Source organism: Bradyrhizobium sp. CCBAU 51753, assembly GCF_015291565.1.
Taxonomy (GTDB): domain Bacteria; phylum Pseudomonadota; class Alphaproteobacteria; order Rhizobiales; family Xanthobacteraceae; genus Bradyrhizobium; species Bradyrhizobium ivorense.
The window spans coordinates 3646239-3671485 of record NZ_CP030037.1 but is presented as its reverse complement, the minus strand read 5'-3'; the positions used below and the strand labels follow the sequence as shown (position 1 = coordinate 3671485).

Annotated in this window: 20 protein-coding genes; 3 read left to right on the top strand and 17 right to left on the bottom strand. The window is 65.8% G+C overall.

Going from position 1 to position 25247, the window contains the following annotated elements; genetic code table 11:
• Window positions 1-66: 66 nt before the first annotated feature.
• The 5 genes from XH93_RS16175 to XH93_RS16155 are packed head-to-tail and all read right to left on the bottom strand — an operon-like array spanning window position 67 to window position 5257.
• Window positions 67-1338: a CaiB/BaiF CoA-transferase family protein gene (locus XH93_RS16175; RefSeq protein ID WP_194474282.1), complete on the bottom strand. Its 1272-nt coding sequence runs from the start codon at window positions 1336-1338 to the stop codon at window positions 67-69.
• Between the two features lies 1 nt (window position 1339).
• Entirely contained in the window at window positions 1340-2062 is a 723-nt protein-coding gene (locus tag XH93_RS16170) for a glutathione S-transferase N-terminal domain-containing protein (RefSeq protein ID WP_194474281.1), read from the bottom strand.
• Between the two features lie 20 nt (window positions 2063-2082).
• The gene (locus XH93_RS16165) at window positions 2083-2700 is read right to left on the bottom strand and encodes a DsbA family protein (RefSeq protein ID WP_194474280.1); all 618 of its coding nucleotides are present in this window, start codon (window positions 2698-2700) and stop codon (window positions 2083-2085) included.
• A gap of 17 nt (window positions 2701-2717) precedes the next feature.
• A complete protein-coding gene (locus XH93_RS16160) occupies window positions 2718-3941 on the bottom strand; it encodes an ABC transporter substrate-binding protein (RefSeq protein ID WP_194474279.1) in 1224 nt (407 codons plus the stop codon).
• Window positions 3942-4000: 59 nt separating this feature from the next.
• Window positions 4001-5257, bottom strand: coding sequence for a CaiB/BaiF CoA-transferase family protein (locus tag XH93_RS16155; RefSeq protein ID WP_194474278.1), 1257 nt, complete (start codon window positions 5255-5257; stop codon window positions 4001-4003).
• Window positions 5258-5367: 110 nt separating this feature from the next.
• Between XH93_RS16155 and XH93_RS16150 the strand changes: the two genes are divergently transcribed.
• The gene (locus XH93_RS16150) at window positions 5368-6294 is read left to right on the top strand and encodes a LysR family transcriptional regulator (RefSeq protein WP_172626843.1); all 927 of its coding nucleotides are present in this window, start codon (window positions 5368-5370) and stop codon (window positions 6292-6294) included.
• A 387-nt stretch (window positions 6295-6681) separates the two neighbouring features.
• Entirely contained in the window at window positions 6682-7953 is a 1272-nt protein-coding gene (locus XH93_RS16145) for a glycosyltransferase family 87 protein (RefSeq protein WP_194474277.1), read from the top strand.
• A 399-nt stretch (window positions 7954-8352) separates the two neighbouring features.
• Here XH93_RS16145 and XH93_RS16140 read toward each other — a convergent pair whose 3' ends face one another.
• Window positions 8353-9186 carry an inositol monophosphatase gene (locus tag XH93_RS16140; protein WP_246799635.1) on the bottom strand — a complete coding sequence of 278 codons (834 nt, stop codon included), beginning with the start codon at window positions 9184-9186 and terminating at the stop codon, window positions 8353-8355.
• Window positions 9187-9442: 256 nt separating this feature from the next.
• Between XH93_RS16140 and XH93_RS16135 the strand changes: the two genes are divergently transcribed.
• Window positions 9443-11704 carry a TonB-dependent siderophore receptor gene (locus XH93_RS16135; protein ID WP_246799634.1) on the top strand — a complete coding sequence of 754 codons (2262 nt, stop codon included), beginning with the start codon at window positions 9443-9445 and terminating at the stop codon, window positions 11702-11704.
• A 63-nt stretch (window positions 11705-11767) separates the two neighbouring features.
• Here the strand turns inward: XH93_RS16135 and mmsB are convergent, their stop codons facing one another.
• From mmsB to XH93_RS16080, 11 genes are all read right to left on the bottom strand, one after another.
• Window positions 11768-12958, bottom strand: a complete 1191-nt coding sequence (gene mmsB / locus XH93_RS16130; protein ID WP_139863682.1) for a multiple monosaccharide ABC transporter permease — start codon at window positions 12956-12958, stop codon at window positions 11768-11770.
• Window positions 12958-14514, bottom strand: coding sequence for a multiple monosaccharide ABC transporter ATP-binding protein (mmsA, locus tag XH93_RS16125; protein WP_194474275.1), 1557 nt, complete (start codon window positions 14512-14514; stop codon window positions 12958-12960). The genes mmsB and mmsA overlap by 1 nt, the downstream gene beginning before the upstream one ends.
• Before the next feature lie 145 nt (window positions 14515-14659).
• A complete protein-coding gene (gene chvE / locus XH93_RS16120) occupies window positions 14660-15730 on the bottom strand; it encodes a multiple monosaccharide ABC transporter substrate-binding protein (RefSeq protein ID WP_305825967.1) in 1071 nt (356 codons plus the stop codon).
• Between the two features lie 831 nt (window positions 15731-16561).
• Window positions 16562-17278: an HAD family hydrolase gene (locus XH93_RS16115; RefSeq protein WP_194474274.1), complete on the bottom strand. Its 717-nt coding sequence runs from the start codon at window positions 17276-17278 to the stop codon at window positions 16562-16564.
• The gene (gene cbbX / locus XH93_RS16110) at window positions 17275-18201 is read right to left on the bottom strand and encodes a CbbX protein (protein ID WP_194474273.1); all 927 of its coding nucleotides are present in this window, start codon (window positions 18199-18201) and stop codon (window positions 17275-17277) included. Before cbbX ends, XH93_RS16115 begins: the two co-directional genes overlap by 4 nt.
• A gap of 111 nt (window positions 18202-18312) precedes the next feature.
• Complete coding sequence (locus XH93_RS16105; RefSeq protein ID WP_194474272.1) at window positions 18313-18738, bottom strand: ribulose bisphosphate carboxylase small subunit; 426 nt, start codon at window positions 18736-18738, stop codon at window positions 18313-18315.
• 12 nt (window positions 18739-18750) lie between these two features.
• Window positions 18751-20214 carry a form I ribulose bisphosphate carboxylase large subunit gene (locus XH93_RS16100; protein ID WP_194474271.1) on the bottom strand — a complete coding sequence of 488 codons (1464 nt, stop codon included), beginning with the start codon at window positions 20212-20214 and terminating at the stop codon, window positions 18751-18753.
• A gap of 30 nt (window positions 20215-20244) precedes the next feature.
• Complete coding sequence (gene fba / locus XH93_RS16095) at window positions 20245-21327, bottom strand: class II fructose-bisphosphate aldolase (protein ID WP_139482455.1); 1083 nt, start codon at window positions 21325-21327, stop codon at window positions 20245-20247.
• Window positions 21328-21342: 15 nt separating this feature from the next.
• Entirely contained in the window at window positions 21343-23361 is a 2019-nt protein-coding gene (tkt, locus tag XH93_RS16090) for a transketolase (protein WP_194474270.1), read from the bottom strand.
• Complete coding sequence (locus XH93_RS16085) at window positions 23358-24233, bottom strand: phosphoribulokinase (protein WP_194474269.1); 876 nt, start codon at window positions 24231-24233, stop codon at window positions 23358-23360. The genes tkt and XH93_RS16085 overlap by 4 nt, the downstream gene beginning before the upstream one ends.
• 9 nt (window positions 24234-24242) lie before the next feature.
• The gene (locus XH93_RS16080; protein WP_246799712.1) at window positions 24243-25223 is read right to left on the bottom strand and encodes a class 1 fructose-bisphosphatase; all 981 of its coding nucleotides are present in this window, start codon (window positions 25221-25223) and stop codon (window positions 24243-24245) included.
• Between the last annotated feature and the right edge of the window lie 24 nt (window positions 25224-25247).

Sequence of the window (25247 nt, the reverse complement as noted above, 5' to 3'; positions counted from 1 at the left end):
GCTTTCCGTCATGGCCGGGCTTGTCCCGGCCATCCGCGCCTCTCGTTTGCTGATTGAATCAGCCTCTCAGGCGATCCGCCGCTGCTGCTTGCCGGCCCGCAGCTCGCGGTCCTGCACCAGCACCTTCTCGGCATAGAGCTGATCGATCTGCTGCGCGGTGAAGCCGAGTTCGCCCAAAATCTGTTCATTGTGCTCACCGAGCAGGTCGGCCCTGAGGTCGGCACGCGGCTGCCACTCCGAGAACCGCATCGGCGCGCCGGGAATCGCAAACCGGCCGAGCTGGGGATCGTCGACATAGCGGACCGTGCCGCGCTCGACCAGATGCGGCTGCGCCATGGCATCGTTCAAGGTCAGCACCGGCGCGCAGGGAATCCGCTCCTGCTCCAGCGCCGCGATCGCGGCGTCGCGCGACGGAAAGGTCTTGAGCCACGCCTCGACGATCTTGCCGACTTCGATTCGGTTGTCGGCTCGCGCCCGCGCCGATTCGAACCGCGGGTCCTTCTCCAGTTCCGGCCGGCCCAGCGCCCGCACCATTTGCGGCCATTGATGCGCCAGCGCGCAGATCACCAAGAACTCGCCGCGACCGCAATCGAACACGCCGACCGGCCCGCCATTCGGATGCAGCGAGCCTTCCCGCTGCGGCACGAAGCTGTCGCCACGCAGCGACACCTTCGGCACATTCGCCTCATGCATGTGAAAATAGGTGTCGAGCAGCGTCGCCTCGATGAACTGCCCCTGCCCGGTGCGCTCGCGATGAAGCAGTGCAAAGCCGACCGCCATCGCCGCGGCGACCCCGGTGGAGGCGTCGCCGATCGCCACCGGCACCTGCGCCGGCTTGCCGTCGGGCTCGCCGATCACGCCGGTGATCCCGGCAAAGGCTTGCGCGATGTAGTCGAAGCCCGGCTTGTCGCTCAGCGGCCCGGTCTGGCCGGCGAACGAGATCGAGCACATGATCAGCCGCGGGTTGATCTTCTTCAGCGTCTCGTAGCCGAGCCCGGCGCGGTCCATCACGCCGGGCGTGAAATTTTCCACGAGAACGTCGGCCTTGGCCGCGAGCCGGGTCAGGATCTCGCGGCTCTTCTCGTGCTTGAAATCGAGCGCGAGGCTTCGCTTGGAATGATTCTGCTGGAAGAAATAGGTGCTTTGCGAGGTGTTCTTGTGCGCGGGATCGCGCGGCTTGAGGCCCTGGAAGCGCGAGCGGTCGCCGAACGGGGCGAGCTCGATCTTGATCACGTCGGCGCCGGCCTCCGCCAACAGCCGCGTGCAGGTCGGCCCCGCCACGAACTGGGTGATGTCGAGGACGCGGTAGCCGGTCAGCATGTTCGGAGGCAGTGTCATCTCAACTGTCCCATCGTTGCGGTTCGCGCGCCGCGGCCGCCACCGGCCGCGTTCCAAACAGATTTTCCCGCGCCTTGTCGTCGAGCGTCTTGCTGATAGCGCGGCGGCCGACCGCCAGCCCCTTCTGCAGCAGCGGCCGTTCGCGCAATTCGGCGAACCAGCGCCTGACATGCACGAACTCGTCGAGCGAAAAGCCTTGCGCCTTGTGCGTCATCACCCAGGGAAAGCAGGCGATATCGGCGATCGAGTAGTCGTCGCCGGCGACGTAGGCGGTCTCGCCCAGCCGATCGTTCAGCACGCCATAGAGGCGGCGCGCCTCGTTGCGGTAGCGCTCGATTGCGTACGGGAGCTTTTCCGGCGCATAGAGCGAGAAATGGCCGTTCTGGCCGAGCATCGGCCCCAGCCCGCTCATCTGCCACATCAGCCATTGCTGCACTTGGTAGCGCCCGCGCAGGTCACGCGGACACAACCGCCCGGCCTTCTCCGCGAGATAGAGCAGAATCGCGCCGGATTCGAACATCGTCACGGGGGCTCCGCCGCCGGGCGGATCGCTGTCGACGATGACGGGGATCCGTCCGTTGGGATTGAGCGTGCGAAACTCCACCTTGAACTGGTCGCCGCGCGTGATGTTCACGGGTACGACCGTGTAAGGCAGCTCGCACTCCTCGAGCATGATCGAGACCTTCCAGCCGTTCGGCGTCGGCGCGAAGTGGAGATCGATCATCAGGCCCTCCGCGACACCGCTCAGGCCCGCTGCTTTTCGCGCGCCAGCGCAAGGCCGGCCTGCTTGAGCCGGCCGTCGAGCATCGTCACCCGGTCGTTGCCCCAGAACTGCTCGCCGCGGAACACGCAGATCGGCACGCCAAAGATCTGGTCCTGCTGGCTCTCCTGCTGTGCCTCCTGATATTCGCGCTGGCCGTCGCCCTCGAGATAGGCGCGATAGTCGGCGCCGGACATGCCGAGCGACTCGATGAAGCGCTGCATCGCATCGGCCTCGTCGATGGCGAGCTCGCGGCGGAAGAACAGCTCGTAGACCAGACGGCTGTATTCGACCAGCCGGCCCTGCTTCTCCGCGAACAGGCCGCCGATCAGCGCCGGCGCGGTGTCGTAGATCTTCAGCGGGCCGCGGATGATCTTCTTGTCGCCGCGCTCGTTGGCGGTGCGCCGCGCATCCATGTAGGAATACTTGACCTTGTATTCCGAATAGACGCTGCGCTGGCCCGAGCCCTTGATGCGCAGCTGGAACGGCCGCCACTGCACCTTGATGTCGTATTTGTTCTCCAGCTCGAACACCGGATCGAACGCCAGCCAAGCATAGGGGCTTTTGTAGTCCGAATACATTTTCAGGATTTCGCGGGGCATGGTCTCTCCTTTTGATCTCATTGCGATTGAGCGACGAGCGGGCACTGGCTCTCCGACAGCGGCTGTGCCGCCTCGGCTGCCGGAATGACCTTCTCGATGGTGTAGTAGTCCCAGGGCTTCCTGACTTCGCTCGGGGCCTTGATGCTCGCCATGTAGAACGGATGCATCAGCCAGCCGTCGGCGCGCACCGCGCCGTCGTGGACATACATGTCGTTGACCGGCAGCTGCCTGATCTGTTCGGCGACCTTCAGGCCGTCGAGGCTGCCCGCGGCGGCGACGGCCTTGAGATAGTGCAGCGTGCCCGAATACACCGCGGCCTGGTCCATGGTCGGCATGGCCTGATGCTGCTTGAAGAAGCGCTGCGACCAGGCGCGGGTCTCGTCGTTGCGGTCCCAGTAGAATGGCGTCGCGAAGGTCAGCCCCTGCACGTTGGCGATGCCGAGCGCATGCACGTTGGTGATATAGGTCAGCGGCACCACGATGTGCTGGCCGCCCTCGACGATGCCGAACTCCTTGGCCTGCTTCAGCGCGGTCGTGGTGTCTTCGGCCGCGGAAATCAGCCAGATCACCTTGGCCTTCGACGACTGCGCCTGCAGCAGGAACGAGCCGAAGTCGGGATTGTTCTGCGGGAAGCGCACCGAGCCCAGTACCTTGCCGCCGGCCTTCTTGATCGCGCCGCCCGCGGCGTCCTCCATCGCCTTGCCGAAGGAATAGTCGGCGGAGAGGAAGAAGAAGCTGTCGAGCCCGCGCTCGATCAGCGGCTTCGGCAGCGGCGCCGAGATCGCATAGGCGTTGAGCGACCATGAGAACGCGGTCGCGGCGCAAGCCTGCTGGGTGATCGCCGGCGAGCCGGTGACGCCATGAATCACGATCTTGTTGCGGGTGCGCGCCAGTTCCTGCACGGCGAGCGCGACTGCCGACTGCGCGATGTCGACGATCGCGTCGGCGCCGCCATTGTCGAACCAGTTGCGGGCGATCGCCGCGCCGACGTCAGGCTTCGCCTGGTGATCGCCGGACACCACCTCGATCGGGCGTCCCAGCACCTTGCCGCCGAAATCCTCCGCTGCCATCTTGGCGGCGAGCACCGACCCCGGCCCCATGATGTCGCGGTACATTCCCGACATGTCGGAGAGCACCCCGATCCTGACCGGTTGCGCCTCCTCCGCCGCAGCGGGTGCGATGATCGAACTGCCGATCAGAAGCGCGATCGCCGCAAGTGTTCTTGTTGGTCTTGCTGTCATGATGTTCCCTGACGTTTCCCTGCTGCTGGGCCGGCATTCATGCGCCGGCCTTCTGTGCTTCAGATGACCTGCCGCGCCTTCAGCTCCGCGATCCGCGCACCGGAGAGGCCGAGCAGACCGCCATAGATCTCCGCGTTGTTCTGGCCGAGCGTCGGCGCTGGCGCGGTGTAGCCCTTGTGAGTCCGCCCCATCTTGATCGGGAAGCCGGCGCCGATGACGCGCTGCTCCAGCGCCTCGGTCGGATGTTCGACGGCCTGCAGCATGTCGCGCGCGCCGAGATGCTCCCAGGCGAGGATGTCGTCGATATCGCGGATCGGGCTCGCGGCGACATCGCCCTTGTTGAGCGCCTCGATCGCCACCGCGGTGGTGCGGCCGCGCGACCACTCGGTGACAATGGCGTCGATCACCGCGTTGTTGCTGACCCGCCAGCCGGTGTTCATGAATTTTTCGTCGCTTGCCAGATCGAGCCGGTCCATCACCCGCAGCAGCAGCAGCCAGTCCTCATTGGTGGCCGCGCCCAGCGCGATCGCGCCGTCGCGGGTCGGATAGGTGTTGAACGGCGAAAACCGCATGATGCGGTTGCCCTGCCGCGGCGCCATGCCCATCTGGTTGTAGCAATCCAGCGGCTCGTCGAGCACCAGCGACAGCAGGCAGTCAGACATCGCGACGTCGACGAACTGGCCCTGCCCGGAGATGCGCTGCTCGGTCAGCGCCGCCAGAATGCCGGAGACGGCGAAGGCGCCGGTGATGCCGTCGGCAAGCGCCGTGCCCGCCTTGCTCGGGCCGCCGTCGGGCGCGCCGGTGATCGACATCAACCCGCTCGCCGCCTGGATCATGAGATCGTAGGCCTTGAGGCGGCGGTCGGCGCCGGTCGAGCCGTAGCTGGTCAGCGCGCAATGCACGATCGCGGGATTGACCTGCCGGTTCGCCTCATAGTCGATGCCGAGGCGCTCGGCGGCGCCGGGTCGCAAATTCTCGACCAGGATGTCGGACTTGCGCAGCAGCGCATGGAACAGCTCCATGCCCTCAGCCGAGCGCATGTTCAGCGTGATCGATTTCTTGTCGCGGCAGCGCTTGAGATAGGCGAGGCCGAGATCGCTGTCGTGCCTGCGGTCGAGCGACACCCCGTCCTTGCCGAGGAACGGCGGGCCGGTCATGGTGGGATCGCCCTGCTCGGGACCATCGATGCGGATGACCTCGGCGCCGAAGCCGGCCAGCATCAACGTCGCGAACGGACCGGAATAGAACCGCGTCAGGTCCAGCACCCGGACGCCGCGCAGCGCGCCCTGTTTCGTCCCCATCCGGGTGGCGGTCATCCGGCATTCCTTCCCGCATCTCGATCCCTGCTGCGTTTGATCGTTGACCTCGCGGCGATATAGGTCAAATATTTTCGATCCGGATTATTGATGCAGAAATGGAATGAATGATGCGAGAGCGTCGCCCGCGCCAGTTCGAGGTCAGCCTGAAACATCTGCGCGCCGCCAATTCGGTGGCGGTCTATGGCAGCTTCACCGCTGCGGCCGCCGATCTCGGCATGACGCAATCGGCGGTCAGCCGCCTGGTGCTGCAGCTCGAGCGACAGCTCGGCGTCTCGCTCTTCCTTCGCTCGACCCGCAACGTGATCCTCACCGCGCCGGGCCGCGAGTTCACCGCATCGACGCAGCGGCTGCTCGCCGATCTCGGCACCCAGGTCGACAACGCCCGCGCGCTGGGCGGCCAGATCAGGGGCCGGCTGATCATCTCCTGCTTGCTGTCACTCACCCATCACGTGGTGCCGGAGGCCGTGCTGAAATACCGGAAGGCGCATCCGGGCGTCGAGATTCACCTGCGCGAAGGCCTCGGCAGCGAAGTCTATGAGGACGTGCGCAGCGGGCTTGCCGATTTCGGCATCGGCAACGTCACCGCGCTCGGCGAGGAGGTCGTCAGCGACGACGCGGTGGAGGAGTCCTGCTTCGCGATCCTGCCGTCGCGGCATCCGCTGCGCAACAAGGCGAAACTCAGCCTGCGCGAGCTGCGCAACGAGGTGTTCGTGTCGCTGCCGACCGGCTCGGGCCTGCGCAAGCAGATCGACAGTGTCGCGACCGCCAACGGCCTCGTGCTCAAGCACAGCACGATCGTCGAGCAGTTCGGCACGCTGTACGATTTCGTCGGCGCCAATGTCGGGATCTCGATCGTTCCGGCCTCGGCGCTGCCGCGGCGCGCGCCGCGCGGCGTCGTGGTCAAGCGGCTGGTCTCGCCGCCCCTGGTGCGCCGGATCGGCATCCTGCGGCAAAAGAACCGCCCGCTGACGCCGGCGGCGACGGGATTTCTGGACATTTTTCGTCCGCTGTTTTTGAGCGCGTCGCGGCGGTAGCGCTGATTTTTGCGGCGACGGCACTGCGCTCCCTCTCCCCGTTCTTCACGGGGAGAAGGTTGGGGTGAGGGGCTGTCTCCGCATGGACGGCGATAGCTGCGCTCGCGGAGACTCCCCCTCACCCGGAACGCATCTCGCGATGCGTCGTAGCCGAGGCTTTGCCTCGGCGTTCGCTGAGACGGCCGCCAAAGGCGGCCTATGCCTCTCCCCGCACGCGGGGCGAGGTGAAGAGGAGGTCGCGACAGGTCCGGCGTTACGAGTTCCTTTACCATGAGCTGCCTGAAGGGACGCCTGTCCCTGCCGAATTGAAACGACCTGCTTTACGCAACCTTCAACGATTTGATCCAAATCTCTGGGGTGCACGACACAATTGGGATGAAGCGGCCGATGTCGCAGAAGTTCGGGCTCGAGGGGCACTCGCTGGCCTTCGCCGACGATGCGTCGCCGGACGATCGTCGGCCGGTCACCGGCGAAGCGCAGGCCGCCCCGCGTCCGCCTCGCTCCCTATGGTCCGCCGCGTTGCGCGATGCCGATTGGCTGACGCATGACCGCGTCACCGCCTTCACCCGCGTGTTCCTGGTCCTGCTGATGGGCTTCGTCGCGAGCATCCCGTGGACCGCGCCGACGATGGATGTCGGCCACGACTTTGCGGCGTTCTGGACCGCGGCGCACCTTGCGCTCGAAGGCCGCGTCGCCGATGCCTATGGCGAGGCGGCCCGCGCGGCGGTGGCCGCGCTGCTCGGCCAGAAGAACTATGCGCCGTTCTTCTATCCGCCGACCGCGTTGCTGATCTGGCTGCCGTTCGCGTTGCTGCCCTTCGTTGCCGCCGCGGCCGTGTGGGTCGCTGCAACTGCCGCCGCCTATGCCGCCGCGGCCAGGGCCATGCTCAAGGGTGGCTCTGTCGTCCCAGCGCTCGCCTTTCCCGCCGCCTGGGTGTGCGGATTGTTCGGCCAGAACTCGCTGTTCTCCACGGCGCTGCTCGGCGGATCGGCCATGGCGCTGGATCGCTACCCAATCGTCGCCGGCGCGCTGATCGGCTGCCTCACCTACAAGCCGCAGATCGCGCTGCTCGCGCCGCTGGTGCTGGTCGTGACCCGACGATGGCGCGCGCTTGCCGCTGCGGTGGTTACCACGTTGACGCTGATGGCAATCGCCACCGCCTTGTTCGGCATCGACGCGTGGATCGGATTCATCCGTGCACTGCCCGAGGCCAGCGCCTGGAACATCGGCGGTGCGCCCGGCTTCGAAAAGTTCGCCAGCCCCTACGCCGCGATCCGGCTGCTCGGCGGATCGAGCGATCTCGCCTGGATCGTTCAGTTGGCCGCGGCCGCAATCGCCGTCGCCGTTCTCGCCGTCATCTTGCGAACGCGGCCGGGCGGCGCCGCCGAGATCGCGCTGATGGTGGCGGTGACCGGCCTGTGCGTGCCGTTCTTCGGCAATTACGAACTGGTGATCCTGGCAATCCCGGGCGCCTGGCTGGCCGCGCAGGCGCTCGCTCGGGGTTGGCTGCCCTATGAGCGGCTGACGCTCGCCGCGCTCTATCTGACGCCGTTCATCATGGTGCCCGCCGGCGCCAACAGCATCCCGCTCGGGCCGTTCGCGGTCACGGCACTGATTGCGGTGGTCGTGAGGCGCATCAGGCACTTGCCGCAGTTCTGAGCACTTGTAGCCCGGATGAAGCGCAGCGTAATCCGGGGCAGCTTTATCCGTTGATATAGCGGCCCCGGATTACGCTTCGCTCCATCCGGGCTACGCGCTGCGTCCCCATCCACAACTGTCATCGCCCGGCTCGACCGGGCGATCCAGTACGCCGCGGCCTCTCGATTCAGCACTGCAGTCTCTGGAATACTGGATCACCGCTTTCGCGGGTGATGACGACTGAACAAGCTGTTTGACGCTTGCATCAGACCAACACCAGCCCCGTCATCCTGAGGTGCTCGCCTCTTCGGCGAGCCTCGAAGGATGAATCGGCCCGGCTGGTGGCCGTCGATCCTTCGAGGCTCGCAAGAGCTCGCACCTCAGGATGACGGGACTGAGAAGTGCCGCATGCGAAAGCGCCTACGCCGCCGCCGTCAAGATCGCCTGCCGCGCCGCGTGCCAGCTCGCTTCGTCCGGCGCGCAGAGCAGGCCGCCGGTCAGGTTGACCGGCCGGTACGGCGAGCCGTCGAAATGCGCGCTGTAGCCGCCGGCCTCGCGATGCAGCAGCCAGCCGGCGGCGTGATCCCACGGCATCAGCTTGTTGTAGAACAGCAAGTGGCAATGGCCCGACGCCGCCATGCGGTATTCATGCGCGGCGCAGCGCAGCCACGCGCTCATGCCGAGTTTTGCGACATTGCCGGCCACGACCGCCCGCAGATGTTCGGGCAGGAAGTTGATGCCGATGATCGCATCCATCTGCTTCACCGGCACGGCGGGCGCGACCTTCAGGTCGTGGCGCTTGCCGTCCGGCAGCGCGAGCCAGGCGCCCTCGCCGCGTAACGCGAACGCGGTGTCACTGCAGACCGGATCGTGGATCGCGCCGAACACGATCTCGCCGCGGATGGTGGCAGCGACCATGGCGCCGAACAGCGGCAGGCCTGAGGTGAAATTTCGCGTGCCGTCGATCGGGTCGATGATGAAGGCAAGCTCCGCGGTGCCGATCTGGTCGAGCGCGGACGGATCACGCGAGGTGCCCTCCTCGCCGATCACGACGGCGCCGGGAAAGGCGCGCAGCAGCGCCGCCGAGATCGCCTGCTCGGCGGCCTCGTCGGCCTCGGTGACCACATCGAAGGCGGAGGTCTTGGTGCGGACCTCGATCTCCCGCACCCGGCGGAACCGCGGCATGATTTCGGCGACGCCGGCCTCGGCAAGAATGTTCCCGATGGTCAGCGCATCGGCATGGGACAGTTTCACGCGGCGTTCTCCTGCGTTGCTTGCCGAATCATACACCAGAATCCGCAACTGCATTTGACAGACCGGCGACATGATCGACGCATCGCGCTGCGCGGAGCGCGCGCGGCATGATCGCGATCGCTGGTGCGACAATCTGGATCTGGCTAGACAAATACTAATTCCAAACTCGTGGTTGAAGCCCTGTTCTGGCCGGTCGCGTGCTTCTACGCAACGGTCGCGCTTGTTAGTGGTCCCCGCGCAAGACATGGGACCATTGATGCCGATCACACCTGCAAGAGCCACCAATCCGTTCGTTGCCATGCTGCCGATGCTGGCGACGATGATGACGATCACACCGGTAGAGGCGCAATCACCGCCGCAGGAATTGCCACCAGTCATGGTCGAGCAATCGCAACGACAGACGGCGCGATCGCGTCCCGCGCGCCATCGCCAGACCGCAGCCGCGACGCAGCGGCGTACGGCGCAACGCGCGGCCACACGATCCGGTGCCGCCGCTGCCGCTGCCACCGGTCCGAGCGAGCGCGCGGAGAGTGCGACAGGTCCGGTGCGTGGCTATCTCGCCAATCAGAGCGCGACCGGCACCAAGACCGACACGCCGCTGCGCGAGACCCCGCAATCGATCACGGTGGTCACCGCCGACCGCATCACCGATCAGGGCGCGACCACCGTTCAGGAGACGCTGCGTTACGTGCCCGGCGTCTACGCCGATGCTTACGGCCCGGATTCCCGCGGCGACTTTCCGCGCTTCCGCGGCCAGGATCCCAACATCTATCTCGACGGCACCAGGGTCAACAACACCTCCTCGTTCAACGAATGGCGGCCGGATCCCTACACGCTCGAACGCATCGAGGTGCTGCGCGGCCCGTCGTCGGTGCTGTACGGCGACACCTCGACGGCGGGGCTGTTGAACCTGATCTCGAAGCGTCCGCAGGCGGAGGCCGCGAGCGAGATCGGCCTGCAATATGGCAGCTTCAACCGCAAGCAGACCCAGTTCGATACCACCGGCAAGCTAACCAAGGACGGCGAGTGGCTGTACCGCTTCATCGGCGTGTTCCGCGACAGCGACTCGCAGACCGACTACGTCAAGGACAACCGCATCGTGCTGGCGCCGTCGCTGACCTGGCGGCCGACCAACGGCACCAGCTGGACCGTGCTCGGCACCTACCAGAAGGACACCACGGGATCGTCGACCGCGTTCCTGCCGCATGAGGGCACGCTCTATCCCGGCCCCAACGGCCTGATCCCGGTGCAGCGCTTTGCCAGCGATCCGAGCTGGGACTATTACAAGACCGAGACCGGCGCGATCTCGAGCCTGTTCGAGCACCGGTTCAGCGACGGCCTGACGGTGCGGCAGAACCTGCGCTACGCCCATGTCGAGGGCATCTATCGCACGATGTATCCGGACGTCTATTCGAATCCCGAAAATCCGTTCCTCGACGCCGAGCGGCGCACGGTGGCGCGCTTCATCTACGGCCGTGAGACCGCCAAGGACATCTTCACCTCGGACAGCAATGCCGAACTGAAATTCGCAACCGGCGCGCTGACCCACAAGGCGCTGTTCGGCGCCGACTACCGCACCCAGAAGGAGCGCGCCTCCTCCGGCACCGGCTACGACGATCGGCCGTTCGATCTCTATGCGCCGGTCTATAACGGCGTGGTGCCGCCGGCGCTGGCGGCGGAGCCGGACGTGCGGCAGAGCCAGCTCGGGCTCTACGCGCAGGACCAGATCCGGCTCGGGCGCTGGCTCGCGGTGCTCGGCATCCGCCACGACTTCGTCACCAACGATCTACAGGGCGCGCCGCAGGAGAACCTGCAGGCCACCACCGGACGCGCCGGACTGATGTACGAGCTGCCGTTCGGCCTGACGCCCTACGTCACCTACGCGCAATCGTTCAACCCGATCTTCGGCAGCGCCGTCTGTAGCACCGGCATCTGCGCGCCGCAGCGCGGCGAGATGGTCGAAGTCGGCTTCAAGTACAATCCGCTGCCGGGCACCGCGATCAACGGCGCAATCTACGACACCATCGAACGCAACCGGCTAACCAGCGATCCGGACAATCCGCTGCTGTCGATCCAGACCGGCAAGGTGCGGATCCGCGGCGCCGAGCTGGAGGTGCTGACCCGCGTCACGCCCGAGCTCGATCTGATCGGCGCCTATTCCTATGTCGACGCCCGCGTCGAAAGCGGCGACAACGCCGGCAAGCATGTCGAGGTCGTGCCGGAGCACCAGGCGTCGCTGTGGGCAAAATATCGCCTCACCTGGTTCGGCCTGCCCGGCGTCACCGTCGGCGGCGGCGTGCGTTATGTCGGCCAATCGTGGGACGGCGCCGACATCATCCGCACGCCTGATTACACGCTGTTCGACGCCATGGTCCGCTACGAGAACGGCCCCTGGCGCTTCCAGGTCAATGCCAGCAACCTCGCCGACCGCCGCCACGTCACCACGTGCCTGGCGCGCGGCGACTGCTTCTACGGCATCGGCCGCACGGTGCTGAGCAGCCTCACCTACAGATTCTAGAGCATGATCCGGAAAAGTGTGGAGCGGTTTTCCGACAAGATCATGCTCAAACAAAGAGCATGATCAGCGGCGTTGGTTGTAGACGTCGATGCAGACGGCGCCGAGCAGCACGAGGCCCTTGATCACCTGCTGATAATCGATGCCGATGCCGAGGATCGACATGCCGTTGTTCATCACGCCCATGATCATGGCGCCGACCACCGCGCCGCCGACCCGGCCGACGCCGCCATAGGCCGAGGCGCCGCCGATGAAGCAGGCCGCGATCACGTCGAGCTCGAAGCCGAGCCCGGCCTTCGGCGTCGCCGTGTTGAGCCGCGCGGCGAACACGAGGCCCGCCAGCGCCGCGAGTACGCCCATGTTGACGAAGGTGAAGAAGGTCAGCCGCTCCGTCTTCACCCCCGACAGTTTGGCCGCCTTGGCGTTGCCGCCGACCGCATAGACCTGCCGGCCGAGCACGGTGCGCCGCGTGACGAAGGCGTAGAGCGCGATCAGCGCCGTCATGATCACGAGCACGTTCGGCAGGCCGCGATGCGAGGCGATCAGATAGGTGAAGTAGAGCACCGCGCCGGCCAGCGCTATGCTCTTGAGGATGAAGAACGCGTAGGGCTCGACCTCTATGCCGTGGGCCTGCTCGCGCGCCCGGCCCTTGGCGCTCGCCAGCACCAGCACGAACGCCAGCACGATGCCGATCAACAGCGAGGTCGGGTAGAGCGTGCCGGCGCTCGGGAACAGTTCCGGGATGAAGCCCGACGACAGCTTTTGGAAGGTCGGCGGGAACGGCCCGACCGACTTGCCCTGCAGCACCGCGAGCGCCAGCCCCTTGAACACCAGCATGCCGGCCAATGTCACGATGAAGGACGGAATGCCGAAGTACGCCACCCAATAGCCCTGCGCCGCGCCGATCGCGGCGCCGACCAGAAGGCAGGCGACGAAGGCGACGGGATAGCTGACGTGGTACTGCACCATCAGCACCGCGGCGACCGCGCCGACGAAGCCCGCGACCGAGCCGACCGAGAGGTCGATATGCCCGGTGACGATCACCAGCAGCATGCCGAGCGCCATGATCACGATGTAGCTGTTCTGCAGCACGAGGTTGGTGAGGTTGAGCGGCTGCAGCAGCGTGCCGTCGGTGACGATCTCGAAGAACAGCATGATCGCGAGCAGCGACAGCAGCATGCCGTAATTGCGCAGATTGTTCTTGATGAAGCCGGAATGCTTGGGCGCCTCGGGGAGTGACACCGTCTTGTCGGTCATTACGCCGCTCCTTCCCGCACCGCGCCGGGCATCCTGACGTTGCGCATGATGGCGCGCATGATGTTCTCCTGGGTCGCGTCTTCCCTGGCGAACTCGCCGACGAAGGCGCCGTCATTCATCACACAGATCCGGTCGCAGATGCCGAGCAGCTCGGGCATTTCCGACGAGATCACCACGACGCCCTTGCCGGCCTCCGCCAGCTCGTTGATGATACAATAAATCTCGTATTTTGCCCCGACGTCGATGCCTCGCGTGGGCTCGTCCAGCAGCAAGACCTTCGGGTCGGTCATCAGCCATTTCGACAGCACCACCTTCTGCTGGTTGCCGCCGGAGAGCTGGCCGGTCTCCTGGTAGACGTCGGAGCAGCGGATCCGCATCCGGTTGCGGTAGTCGCTGGCGGCCTTCAGCTCGACGACGTCGTCGATCACGCCGCGCCCGGCGACCTGGCGCAGGCTCGCCAGCGTCACGTTCTTGCGGACGTCGTCGGCCAGGATCAGCCCGAGCTGCTTGCGGTCCTCGGTGACATAGGCAAGGCCGGCATCGATCGCGGCCGGGACGCTGGAGAGCACGACCTCCCGCCCGTCGAGCCGGACCTTGCCGGAGATATCGTAGCCCCAGGCCCGGCCGAACAGGCTCATCGCGAACTCGGTGCGGCCGGCGCCCATCAGGCCGGCGATCCCGACCACCTCGCCGCGGCGCACGGTGAAGTCGACATTCTTGATCACCTGCCGCGTGGTGTGCAGCGGGTGATGCACCGACCAGTTCTCGACCGTCATGACGGGGTCGCCGATCGCGACGTTGCGCTCGGGGAAGCGATGCGCGAGGTCGCGGTTGACCATGCTGCGGATGATGCGGTCCTCCTCGATCCGCTCGCTGCGGCAATTGAGGCTGTCGACGGTGCGGCCGTCGCGCAGCACCGTGATGCGGTCGGCGACGCGGGCGACCTCGTTCAGCTTGTGCGAGATCAGGATCGAGGCGATGCCCTGCTCGCGGAAGGCACGGAGACGCTCGAGCAGCGCCTCGCTGTCGGCCTCGTTGAGGCTCGCGGTCGGCTCGTCGAGAATCAGGAGCCGCACCCGCTTGGACAGCGCCTTGGCGATCTCGACCAGCTGCTGCTTGCCGACACCGAGATCGGTCACCAGCGTATCGGGCGATTCCCGCAGGCCGACCTGCGCCAGCAGCTGCGCGGTCCGCCGGTACACCATATTGCGGTCGATGACGCCGAACCGCGACGGCGGATGCGATAGAAAGATGTTCTCGGCAATCGACATCAGCGGGATCAGCGCCAGTTCCTGGTGGATGATGATGATCCCGAGCGCTTCGGAGTCGTTGATGTCGCGGAAGCGGCGCTCCTCGCCGTCGAACACGATCGCCCCCTCGTAGCTGCCGGCGGGGTAGACCCCGCTCAGCACCTTCATCAGGGTCGACTTGCCGGCGCCGTTCTCGCCGACCAGCGCGTGGATCTGGCCGGCCTCCACGGTGAAGTTGACGTCACGCAACGCCTGCACGCCGGCAAAGCTCTTGCTGACGCCGCGCATTTCAAGCATTGCCGTCATCGGATCAGATCCCGCAGCGCTGGCCGGGCTCGGCGCGCCCTAGAGCTATTTCCATTCCGATGGAATCGGAACGGATATAGCTCTAGATTCCTGTTTTGACGCGTTTTCTTCACGCGAACCGGTATCCACTTCGCTGGAAAACGCGCTAGTCGAATTGCGCGCGCTTGTAGTAGCCGCTGTCAATCAGGACTTTCTCCCAATTGGTCTTGTCCACCACAACCGGCTTGAGCAGATAGGACGGAACCACCTTGACCCCGTTATTATAGGTCTTGGTATCGTTGACGGTGACGTCCTTCTTGCTCAGCACCGCGTCGACCATGTCGGCCGTCACCTTGGCGAGGTCGCGGGTGTCCTTGAAGATGGTCGAGTACTGCTCGCCGCGCAGCATCGCCTTGATCGAGGGCACCTCGGCATCCTGCCCGCTGACAAACGGCATCGGCTGCTCCTTGCTGCCATAGCCGACGCCCTTCAGCGAGGAGATGATGCCGATCGACAGGCCGTCATAGGGCGACAGCACCGCATCGACCCGCTTCTTGCCGTAGAAGGCGCTGAGCAGGTTGTCCATGCGGGCCTGCGCGGTCGCGCCGTCCCAGCGCAGGGTCGCGACCTTGTCCATGCCCATCTGCCCGCTGGCGACCACAAGCTTGCCGCTGTCGATGTAGGGCTTCAGCACCGACATCGCGCCGTCGTAGAAGAAGTAGGCGTTGTTGTCGTCGGGCGAGCCGCCGAACAGCTCGATGTTGAAGGGCCCCTTGCCCTCCTTCAGCCCAAGCGCGTTCTCGATCGACTGCGCCTGCAGCACGCCGACCTGGAAATTGTCGAAAGTCGCATAATAGTCGACGTTGGGGGTGCCGCGGATCAGGCGGTCATAGGCGATGACCGTGATGCCCTGGGCTTTGGCCTGCTTCAGCACGTCGGACAGTGTGGTGCCGTCGATCGCCGCGATCACCAGCACCTTGGCGCCCTTGGTCACCATGTTCTCGACCTGGGACAGCTGGTTCGGGATGTCGTCCTCGGCATATTGCAGATCGGTGCCGTAGCCGCGCTCCTTCAGCACTTTGACCATGTTGTTGCCGTCGTCGATCCAGCGCGCCGACGACTTGGTCGGCATCGCGATCCCGATGGTCGGCTTGCTCTGGGCGAGCGCGTCCGACGCGGCGGCAGCGCCGAGACCGGCCAGCGCGAGCGCGAACAAAGTGGCCTTCAACCTGAACATGCGTCACTCCCTTTCTTCTTGAATTGTTTCTGCGTTGCAGACGGCATCACCATCGCGCAGGCCGGTTACCCGGCCGGGCACGACGTCGCAGCGGCGTCCGCCACCATTGCGATCGGAAATTGCGGGATTCTCGATGCAGCCCAAGATGCACCCATGGTCAGGCCACCCCTCGCTCGTACAACCAGTCCCAATCCACGAACTGCCGGCCAGATTCACCCGCACGCGATGGGACGGATCGAAGGAGGCACAGGGATGGCGATGGGGATCATGAGGCGCAGTCTCCCGAAATCGTTCGTGCGTGCCATCCACCGGGGATATGGTGTTATGGCACCGCCTGGCGACCCTCTTGCGGGGTACGGCGCGACTATCTCACGGAAGGAATGCCGCGACTAGTCATATTATTTGACTATTTGCCGGGGCGGGGGCCCCACGCCGGCTGAACAAGCGCCGCGGTTCAACCCATCATCCTGAGAGATTGTGAAGCTTTGTCCTCATCTACCGTTGTCATCGCCCGGCTTGACCGGGCGATCCAGTACGCCGCGGCCTCTCGCTTCTATCACCGGCGTCTCTGGAATACTGGATCACCCGGTCAAGCCGGGTGATGACACCGAGCAAGCTGAGCAAACCAACACCGTCACCCTGCGAGGGTGTGAAGCTTTGTCCTCACCCACCGCTGTCATCGCCCGGCTTGTGCGCAATTGCGCACATGGACCGGGCGATCCAGTACGCCGCGGCCTCTCGCTTCTATCACTGGCGTCTCTGGAATACTGGATCACCCGGTCAAGCCGGGTGATGACACCGAGCACGCTGAGCAAACCAACACTGTCACCCTCAGGTATCGATCTCCGAGAGATCATCCACGACCAGCAGCGCCCCGTTCCAGTCATCGTCGCTGAAATAGGCGCTGCGGGTGATGACGACGGGAATGCCGGCCCGCGACGCGGAGACCAGGCCGTTGCCGGAATCCTCGATGGCGATGCAGTCGGCCGGCGCCAGCTGCAGCCGCGCTAGCACCTCGACATAGACATCGGGCGCCGGCTTCTTGCGCGGAACGTCGTCGCCGGCGACGATCGTCTCGAACAGGCCGGCCCAGTCACGGCCGAGCGCGACCGAGAGCAGCGCATCGATATTGCCGTGCGAGGTCGTCGTGGCGATCGCGAGGCGCTGGCCGCGCTCGCGCGCGCCGGCGAGGCAGGCCCCGACGCCCGGCCGAAGCGGGCAATCGCCGGCTGCGATCAGCGCGGCGTAGCGCGCGGTCTTGGCCCGGTGCAGGTCGGCGATCTCGGCAAAGCTCAGCCTGGAGACGGCGTTGCGCTGGTCGTAGGCGCGGATGCGCTCCTTGCCGCCGGCGACCCGCAGCAGTCGCGCATAGGTCGGCCGATCCCAATGCCAGCCGAGGCCGGCCTCGACGAAGGCCTCGTTGAAGGCACGGCGGTGCACCTCCTCGGTTTCGGCGAGCGTGCCGTCGACGTCGAAGATCAGCGCGCGGGCGTTCGCAATGATGTGGCGCATTCCACCGGTGCGAATGGCTGCGAGCGCCTGGTTCATCGCTCCTCGCCCGCACCGGTGCCCTTGGAGAATACGCGGCTTGCGAGCACGTCACCCGCCTCGATCGACATCACGTCGTCGGCGGTCAGCGTGCGGTCGAGTTTGGCGACGATCCGGTTGGCCTGACGCAGCCGGATGCGGTCGAGCGCGTTGCGGATCGAGCGCGCGTTGGAGAACAACGGCTGCAGCTTGCGTGCAGCGATGTAGCGGATGAAAGCGTCGCGCGCTTCCGGAGAGAAACGATAGTTCTGCTGCTGCAGCATCAGTTCGGCGATCCAGAGCAACTCGGCGTCCGAATAGTCGGGAAAGTCGACATGGTGCGCGATCCGCGAGCGAAAGCCCGGATTGCTCTGGAAGAACTTTTCCATCCGGTCGCCGTAGCCCGCCAGGATCACCACCATGTCCTCGCGCTGCTGCTCCATCACCTGCAGCAGGATCTCGATCGCCTCCTGGCCGTAGTCGCGCTCGTTCTCGGGGCGATAGAGATAATAGGCCTCGTCGATGAACAGCACGCCGCCCATCGCCTTCTTCAATATCTCCTTGGTCTTCGGCGCGGTGTGGCCGATATATTGCCCGACCAGATCGTCGCGCGTGACGCTGATGACATGACCGCGGCGCACGAACCCGAGCTTGTGCAAAATGCCGGCCATCCGCAGCGCGACGGTGGTCTTGCCGGTGCCGGGATTGCCGGTGAACGACATGTGCAGGGTCGGAAACGTCGTCGCCAGCGCCATCTTCTGCCTGATGCGCTCGACCAGCAGCAGCGAGGCGATCTCGCGGATGCGGGTCTTCACGGGCTTCAGCCCGATCAGTTCGGAATCGAGCTGATCGAGCACGGCGCCGACGCCGAGGTCGGCGAATTCATGCCGGAGGTCCACGGTCTCGAGCGGGGCTTCGCGGGTCTGCTCTTGCGGTTGCGTCATCGTGCTCTCGTATCGAAAAAAGCTCCGTCGCCGCGGCGGCGACGACGGAGAAGTGCATCCGGACCAGGACGGTCGAGGGAGCAACCCGCCTGGTGTTTGAGCCGGACGCGGTCAGTGATCGGTGTAGCGCTCGCCTTCGGGCCGCGTGGCCGCATAGGCGCGCGTCGAATAGCGGATGTTGCGGCCGACGGATTCCTGGCGATCGAGCCCGAAGCCGGGTTCCTCACGCGGCCGGTTGACGATGAAGGAGATGCGGACCGACTCCCAGCCATGGCTGGAATCGAAGCCGGAGATCCGGATGTAGCGATCGCCATAGACCCGCCGGCAGTCGGTGAGCTCCTTCATGATCCCTGCGGCGTCGCGCAGGTCGAACATCGGCAGGCCCCACATCTCCCAGTAGGTGTTACGGGGATGCGGGTCGTCGGTGAACTCGATGTTCACCGCAAAGCCCTTGTCGAGACAGTACTGCACCTGCGCCGCGATCTGCTCGTCGGTGAGATCGGGCAGGAACGAAAAGCAACCTTGAGTGACGCGCATGAGAAACTCCTGTCAGACCGCCATGCTCGGCGTGGGAACGAAGTCGGGGGCGTCCGTCGACTCGTAATTGAAGGTGACGTCCTTCCAGACATCGAGCGCCTCGCGCAGCGGCGTGCAGGTCTGCGCCGCCCTGGCCAGGATCTCCGGCCCTTCATGGACGTAGTCGCGGCCCTCGTTGCGGGCGAGGATCATCGCCTCCAGCGCGACGCGGTTGGCGGTGGCGCCGGCCTGGATGCCACGCGGATGGCCGATGGTGCCGCCGCCGAACTGCAGCACGACATCCTCGCCGAGCAGGTCGAGCAGCTGGTGCATCTGGCCGGCATGGATGCCGCCTGATGCCACCGGCATCAGCTTGTTGAGGCTCGCCCAGTGCTGGTCGAAGAACACGCCGTGCTCGAGCTGCAACGGGTTGAAGTCCTCGCGGCAGATGTCGTAGTAGCCGCGCGTCGTGTTCGGATCGCCCTCGAGCTTGCCGACCACGGTGCCGGCATGGATGTGATCGACGCCGGCGAGCCGCATCCATTTTGCGATGACGCGGAACGACACGCCGTGGCTGCGCTGGCGGGTGTAGGTCGAGTGGCCGGCGCGATGCAAATGCAGGATCATGTCGTGCTTGCGCGCCCACTTCGCCATCGACTGGATCGCGGTGTAGCCGATCACGAGATCGATCATGACAATGTTGGAGCCGATCTCGTGCGCGAACTCGGCACGCTCGTACATGTCCTCCATGGTCGCGGCGGTGACGTTGAGATAGGTGCCCTTGATCTCGCCGGTCGCGGCCTGGGCGCGGTTGACCGCCTCCATGCAGTAGAGGAAGCGCTCGCGCCAGTGCATGAAGGGCTGCGAGTTGATGTTCTCGTCGTCCTTGGTGAAGTCGAGCCCGCCCTTCAGCGCCTCGTAGACCACGCGGCCGTAGTTGCGGCCGGACAGGCCGAGCTTCGGCTTGACGGTGGCGCCGAGCAGTGGCCGGCCGAACTTGTCGAGCCGCTCGCGCTCGACCACGATGCCGGTCGCCGGGCCCTGAAACGTCTTCACATAGGCGGTCGGCAGCCGCATGTCCTCGAGCCGCAGCGCCTTCAGCGGCTTGAAGCCGAACACGTTGCCGATGATCGACGCGGTGAGGTTGGCGATCGAGCCCGGCTCGAACAGATCGAGGTCGTAGGCGATGTAGGCAAAGTAGCTGCCCGGCGAGTTCGGCACCGGATCGACCCGGTAGCACTTCGCCCGGTATTTCTCCGCGGCGGTCAGGCGGTCGGTCCACACCACGGTCCAGGTCGCGGTCGAGGATTCGCCCGCCACCGCGGCGCAGGCCTCGGTCGGATCGACGCCGTCCTGCGGCGTAACGCGGAACAGCGCGATCACGTCGGTGTCCTTGGGCTCGTAGTTCGGCTCCCAATAGCCCATCCGCTTGTATTCCATCACGCCGGACTTGTAGCGATCCTTGCCGCGCACGGTCATCGATTGCTGCACATTCATGTCAATCTCCTGTCGTTCGTGGCGGCCGGCTCAGGCGGCCTGGGTCATGCTTCCAATCTGCGGATCGAGCGCGCCGGCCCGATAGCGCTTTGCCATCTCCGGCAGCGGCACCACCTTGATCTTCGCGGCGTTGCCTGCCGTGCCGAACTGCTCGAAGCGGTCGCGGCAGAGCTCGCGCAGCGCGTCCATCGCCGGCTTGAGGAACTTGCGCGGGTCGAACTCGCTCTTCGACTGCGTAGCGACCTTGCGGAAGGCGGCGGCCATCGCGAGCCGGCAATCGGTATCGATGTTAACCTTGCGCACGCCGTGCCTGATACCGCGGACGATCTCCTCGACCGGGACGCCCCAGGTCTGCGGCATCTCGCCACCGAATGCGTTGAACATGTCCTGCAGCGGCTGCGGCACCGAGGACGAGCCGTGCATCACCAGATGCGTGTTGGGCAGCCGCGAATGAATCTCCTCGACCACGCGCATCGCCAGGATCTCGCCATCGGGGCGGCGGGTGAACTTGTAGGCGCCGTGCGAGGTGCCCATCGCGATCGCCAGCGCATCGACCTTGGTGGCGCGGACGAAATCGACGGCCTGGCCGGGATCGGTCAGCAACTGGTCGTGGCTGAGCGTGCCCTCGACGCCGTGGCCATCTTCCTGCTCGCCGCCGCCATGCTCGAGCGAGCCGAGCACGCCGAGCTCGCCCTCGACCGAGGCGCCGACCCAATGCGCCATGTCGACGACGCGGCGGGTGATGTCGACGTTGTAGTCATAATCCGCCGCGGTCTTGGCGTCGGCCTTGAGCGAGCCGTCCATCATCACCGAGGTGAAACCGTAGCGGATCGCGGTGGCGCAGGTCGCCTCCTCGTTGCCGTGGTCGAGATGCAGGCAGAGCGGGATCTGCGGATACATCTCCTCCAGCGCATCGATCATCTTCGCCAGCATGATGTCGTTGGCATAGGCACGCGCGCCGCGCGAGGCCTGGATGATGACCGGCGCATCGCACGAGGCCGCGGCCTCCATGATGGCAAGCCCCTGCTCCATATTGTTGATGTTGAAAGCCGGCACGCCGTAGCCGCGCTCGGCGGCGTGATCCAGCAACTGCCTCAGGGTAATCCGCGCCATGCTGACGTCCTCCTTTCAGTTCGATCGTTGCATCACACGCTGCGCCGCGGCCGCGACCGCCGCCGGCGTGATGCCGAATTCGCGGTAGAGCACGTCGGCCGGGGCCGACGCGCCGAAGCCGGTCATGCCGACGAACTCGCCGCCGTCGCCGAGCCAGCGCGCCCAGTCGCCTTCGACCGCGGCTTCGACGCCGACGCGCGGTGCGCTGCCCAGCACCTTGGCGCGATAGTCGCGCGGCTGCTGGCGGAACAGGTCGAAGCACGGGGCCGAGACCACCGCGGCCTTCACCCTTGCTTCCGCCAGCAGCTTTGCGGCTTCGAGCGCTATCGCCACCTCCGAACCCGTTGCAATCAGGGTGACGTCACGCCCGAAGGCCGGCTCGACGAGTACGTAGGCGCCGAGCGCGACCTGGTTGTTCTTAGGGACCTCGCGGACCGTCGGTAGCGCCTGCCGCGACAGGCAGAGGATCGACGGCGAGGTTTCGGCGCGCAGCGCGCAATCCCAGGCTTCCGCGGTCTCGACGGCGTCGGCCGGGCGGAACACCAGCAGGTTCGGAATCGCCCGCAATGCCGCAAGGTGTTCGACCGGCTGATGCGTCGGCCCGTCCTCGCCGAGCCCGATCGAGTCATGGGTCATCACATGGATGACGCGGATGCCCATCAGCGCCGCGAGGCGGATCGCCGGCCGATTGTAATCGGCGAAGGAGAGGAAGGTGCCGCCATAGGGGATGAAGCCGCCATGCAGCGCGATGCCGTTCATCGCCGCCGCCATGCCGTGCTCGCGGATGCCGTAATGGATGTAGCTGCCGTCGAGCGTATCCGGCCGCACCGGCACCTGGGTCTTCGCCAATGTGAGATTGGAGTGCGTGAGATCGGCCGAGCCGCCGAGCAGGTTCGGCAGGGCTTCCGCGATCACGTCGATGACCTGCTGCGAAGCCTGCCGCGTCGCGAGCTTTGGCTGCTCCGTCGCGAACCGCGCCTGCAGCCTCGCCATCGCATCGACATAGGCGCACGGCAATTTCCGGTTCAGCGCGTCATGGAACGGTGAACGTTCGCCGTTGCAGGCGCGCCGCGAGCGCTCGATCCAGGCGCGGCGCGCCTCGCGGCCGCGCGCGCCGATCTCGCGCCACTCGGTCAGCACGGCCTCGGGAATCTCGAACGCCGGATACGGCCAGCCCAGCGCGGCGCGGGTCTTCTGCACCTCGTCGGTGCCAAGCGGCGCGCCGTGCACCTTCTCGCTGCCCTGCCGGTTCGGCGCGCCGAACCCGATCACGGTGCGGCAGGCGATCAGCGACGGACGGTCGCTCGCCTTGGCCTGCCTGATCGCGGCGGCGATCGCCTGCGGGTCGTGGCCGTCGATGCGGCAGACATCCCAGCCGCTCGCCTTGAAGCGCGCGACCTGGTCGTCCGAGCAGGACAGCGAGGTGGCGCCGTCGATCGAGATCTGGTTGTCGTCGAACAGCACGATCAGCCGGTTCAACCGCAGATGGCCGGCGAGCGAGATCGCCTCCTGGCTGATGCCCTCCATCAGGCAACCATCGCCGGCAATGACATAAGTGAAGTGATCGACGAGGTCGTCGCCGAAGCGTGCGTTCATCAGCCGCTCGGCGAGCGCCATGCCGACCGCGGTCGCGATCCCCTGCCCGAGCGGCCCGGTCGTGGTCTCGACGCCGGGCGTGTGGCCGTACTCCGGATGTCCGGGAGTCTTCGAGCCCCATTGCCGGAACGCCTTGAGCTGATCGAGCGTCATGCTCTCGTAGCCGGTCAGATGCAGCAGCGCGTAGAGCAGCATCGAGCCGTGACCGGCCGACAGCACAAAGCGGTCGCGGTCGGGCCAGGCCGGATCGGCCGGGTCGAACTTCAGGAAATCGGCGAACAGCACGGTGGCGACGTCGGCCATGCCCATCGGCATACCGGGATGGCCGGATTTCGCCTGCTCGACCGCATCGATGGCAAGGAAGCGGATGGCGTTGGCCATCTCGGCAAAGCTGATTTCGGCGCGGGGGCTGCTGGCTATGGACGCAAGTGCGGTCATATCGTTCGCCTCTTTCGTTCGATCAGTTGCAGGATCAGCGGAGTGAGGATGAGCTGCATCGCGAGGTCGAGCTTGGCGCCGTGAATCACGATCGAGTTGGCGCGCGACATGAAGCTGCCGGGGATCATCGACAGCAAATACGGGAAGTCGATGCCGCGCGGATTCTTCAGCCGGATCACCACCATCGATTCGTCCGGCGTCGGGATCCAGCGCGCGATGAACGGGTTCGACGTGTCGACCGTCGGCACGCGCTGGAAGTTGATGTCGGTCTCGGTGAACTGCGGGCAGATGAAGTTCACGTAATCAGGCATGCGGCGCAGGATGGTGTCGGTCACCGCCTCGGTGGAGTAGCCGCGGTGACTGCGGTCGCGGTGCAGCTTCTGGATCCATTCGAGGTTGATCACCGGGACGACGCCGATCTTGAGGTCGGCGTGCTGCGCGACGTTCACGGTGTCGGTGATCACGGCGCCGTGCAGGCCCTCGTAGAACAACAAATCGGAGTTTTCCGGCAGCGGCTCCCATGCGGTGAAGGTGCCGGGCTTGGCGCCGTACAGCCGCGCCTCCTCCTCGTCATGGACATAGTGCCGCGTCGTTCCGGTGCCGGTCTCGGCATAGTCGCGGAACAGCTTTTCTAGCTCCTCGAACAGGTTGGTTTCGGGGCTGAAATGGCTGAAATGCTTGTTGCCGCGTTCCGCCTCCTCCACCATCTTGCTGCGCATCTCGGCGCGGTCGTAGCGGTGGAACGCGTCGCCCTCGACGTAAGCCGCGACCACGTTCTCGCGGCGGAAGATATTTTCAAACGTCTTCCGCACCGAGGTGGTGCCGGCGCCGGACGAGCCGGCGATCGAGATGATGGGATGTCGACGAGACATGCGCCCTCCTCAGCGGAACAGGCCGCGCCGCGCGAACAGCGGGGCATCGCTGCTTTCGAACAACGGCTCGACGGTCAGGTGGACTGCATCGACGTCGCGCACCGCGCGGGTCGATCCCATGATCAGGGGTACGCGCTGATGCGGCGAGCGTGCCGACAATTCGAGAATCCGCGCGCGGCCGCTCGAGGCGGCGCCGCCCGCCCATTCCATGATCAGCGCTATCGGATGCGCCTCGTACAACAGCCGCAGCCGGCCCTCGCGATAGCCCTGGCGCGCATCGGCCGGATAGAGGAACACGCCGCCGCGCATCAGGATGCGATAGGCCTCGGCGACCAACGAGCCGATCCAGCGCATGTTGTAGTCCTGCCCGCGCTCGCCGTTCACCCCGGCCAGGCACTGGTCGATGTAGCCGCGCACAGCGCCGCTCCAGTGCCGGCGGTTCGAGGCGTTGATGGCGAATTCCGCCGTGTCCGGCGGCACCTGCAGATCGCGTCCGGTCAGCACGAACTCTCCCGTGCGCGGGTCGAGCGTGAAGCAATCGACGCACTGATCGAACGCCAGCACCAGCACGGTCTGCGGGCCGTAGATGAAGCAGCCCGCGGCGTTTTGCGCCGTGCCGGGCTCGAAGAAGGTCGAGATGGCGTCGCGGGTCTTCGGCCGGATCGAGAAGATGGTACCGACCGAGATGTTGTTCTCCAGATTGGCCGAACCGTCGAGCGGATCGATCGCGACGCAGAGCGGCGCATCGGCATCGAGCACTTCGGGCAGTTCCACCTCCTCCGACACCACGGCAGCGACCGGCGCCGTGCGCAGCGCGTCGCGCATCAGGCGGTCGGCAATGATGTCGATGGTCTTCTGACGATCTCCGTCGGGATTGATGCCGCCGCTCTCGCCGCCGATCGCGGCAAGGGAACCGGCGGCAATGGTGCGCGCGAGTTCGATGGCGGCGCCGGCGAGCGCCTCGATCACGGCGACCGTGGCGGCACGCATCGGGTTCTGCTGCGCCGGCCACTC

Bases quoted from the DNA above. Each gene is read 5' to 3' on its own strand.
- XH93_RS16175 (WP_194474282.1), bottom strand. From the start codon at position 1,338: ATGACACTGCCTCCGAACATGCTGACCGGCTACCGCGTCCTCGACATC.
- XH93_RS16170 (WP_194474281.1), bottom strand. From the start codon at position 2,062: ATGATCGATCTCCACTTCGCGCCGACGCCGAACGGCTGGAAGGTCTCG.
- XH93_RS16165 (WP_194474280.1), bottom strand. From the start codon at position 2,700: ATGCCCCGCGAAATCCTGAAAATGTATTCGGACTACAAAAGCCCCTAT.
- XH93_RS16160 (WP_194474279.1), bottom strand. From the start codon at position 3,941: ATGACAGCAAGACCAACAAGAACACTTGCGGCGATCGCGCTTCTGATC.
- XH93_RS16155 (WP_194474278.1), bottom strand. From the start codon at position 5,257: ATGACCGCCACCCGGATGGGGACGAAACAGGGCGCGCTGCGCGGCGTC.
- XH93_RS16150 (WP_172626843.1), top strand. From the start codon at position 5,368: ATGCGAGAGCGTCGCCCGCGCCAGTTCGAGGTCAGCCTGAAACATCTG.
- XH93_RS16145 (WP_194474277.1), top strand. From the start codon at position 6,682: ATGTCGCAGAAGTTCGGGCTCGAGGGGCACTCGCTGGCCTTCGCCGAC.
- XH93_RS16135 (WP_246799634.1), top strand. From the start codon at position 9,443: ATGCCGATCACACCTGCAAGAGCCACCAATCCGTTCGTTGCCATGCTG.
- mmsB (WP_139863682.1), bottom strand. From the start codon at position 12,958: ATGACCGACAAGACGGTGTCACTCCCCGAGGCGCCCAAGCATTCCGGC.
- mmsA (WP_194474275.1), bottom strand. From the start codon at position 14,514: ATGACGGCAATGCTTGAAATGCGCGGCGTCAGCAAGAGCTTTGCCGGC.
- chvE (WP_305825967.1), bottom strand. From the start codon at position 15,730: ATGTTCAGGTTGAAGGCCACTTTGTTCGCGCTCGCGCTGGCCGGTCTC.
- XH93_RS16115 (WP_194474274.1), bottom strand. From the start codon at position 17,278: ATGAACCAGGCGCTCGCAGCCATTCGCACCGGTGGAATGCGCCACATC.
- cbbX (WP_194474273.1), bottom strand. From the start codon at position 18,201: ATGACGCAACCGCAAGAGCAGACCCGCGAAGCCCCGCTCGAGACCGTG.
- XH93_RS16105 (WP_194474272.1), bottom strand. From the start codon at position 18,738: ATGCGCGTCACTCAAGGTTGCTTTTCGTTCCTGCCCGATCTCACCGAC.
- XH93_RS16100 (WP_194474271.1), bottom strand. From the start codon at position 20,214: ATGAATGTGCAGCAATCGATGACCGTGCGCGGCAAGGATCGCTACAAG.
- fba (WP_139482455.1), bottom strand. From the start codon at position 21,327: ATGGCGCGGATTACCCTGAGGCAGTTGCTGGATCACGCCGCCGAGCGC.
- tkt (WP_194474270.1), bottom strand. From the start codon at position 23,361: ATGACCGCACTTGCGTCCATAGCCAGCAGCCCCCGCGCCGAAATCAGC.
- XH93_RS16085 (WP_194474269.1), bottom strand. From the start codon at position 24,233: ATGTCTCGTCGACATCCCATCATCTCGATCGCCGGCTCGTCCGGCGCC.
- XH93_RS16080 (WP_246799712.1), bottom strand. From the start codon at position 25,223: ATGCGTGCCGCCACGGTCGCCGTGATCGAGGCGCTCGCCGGCGCCGCC.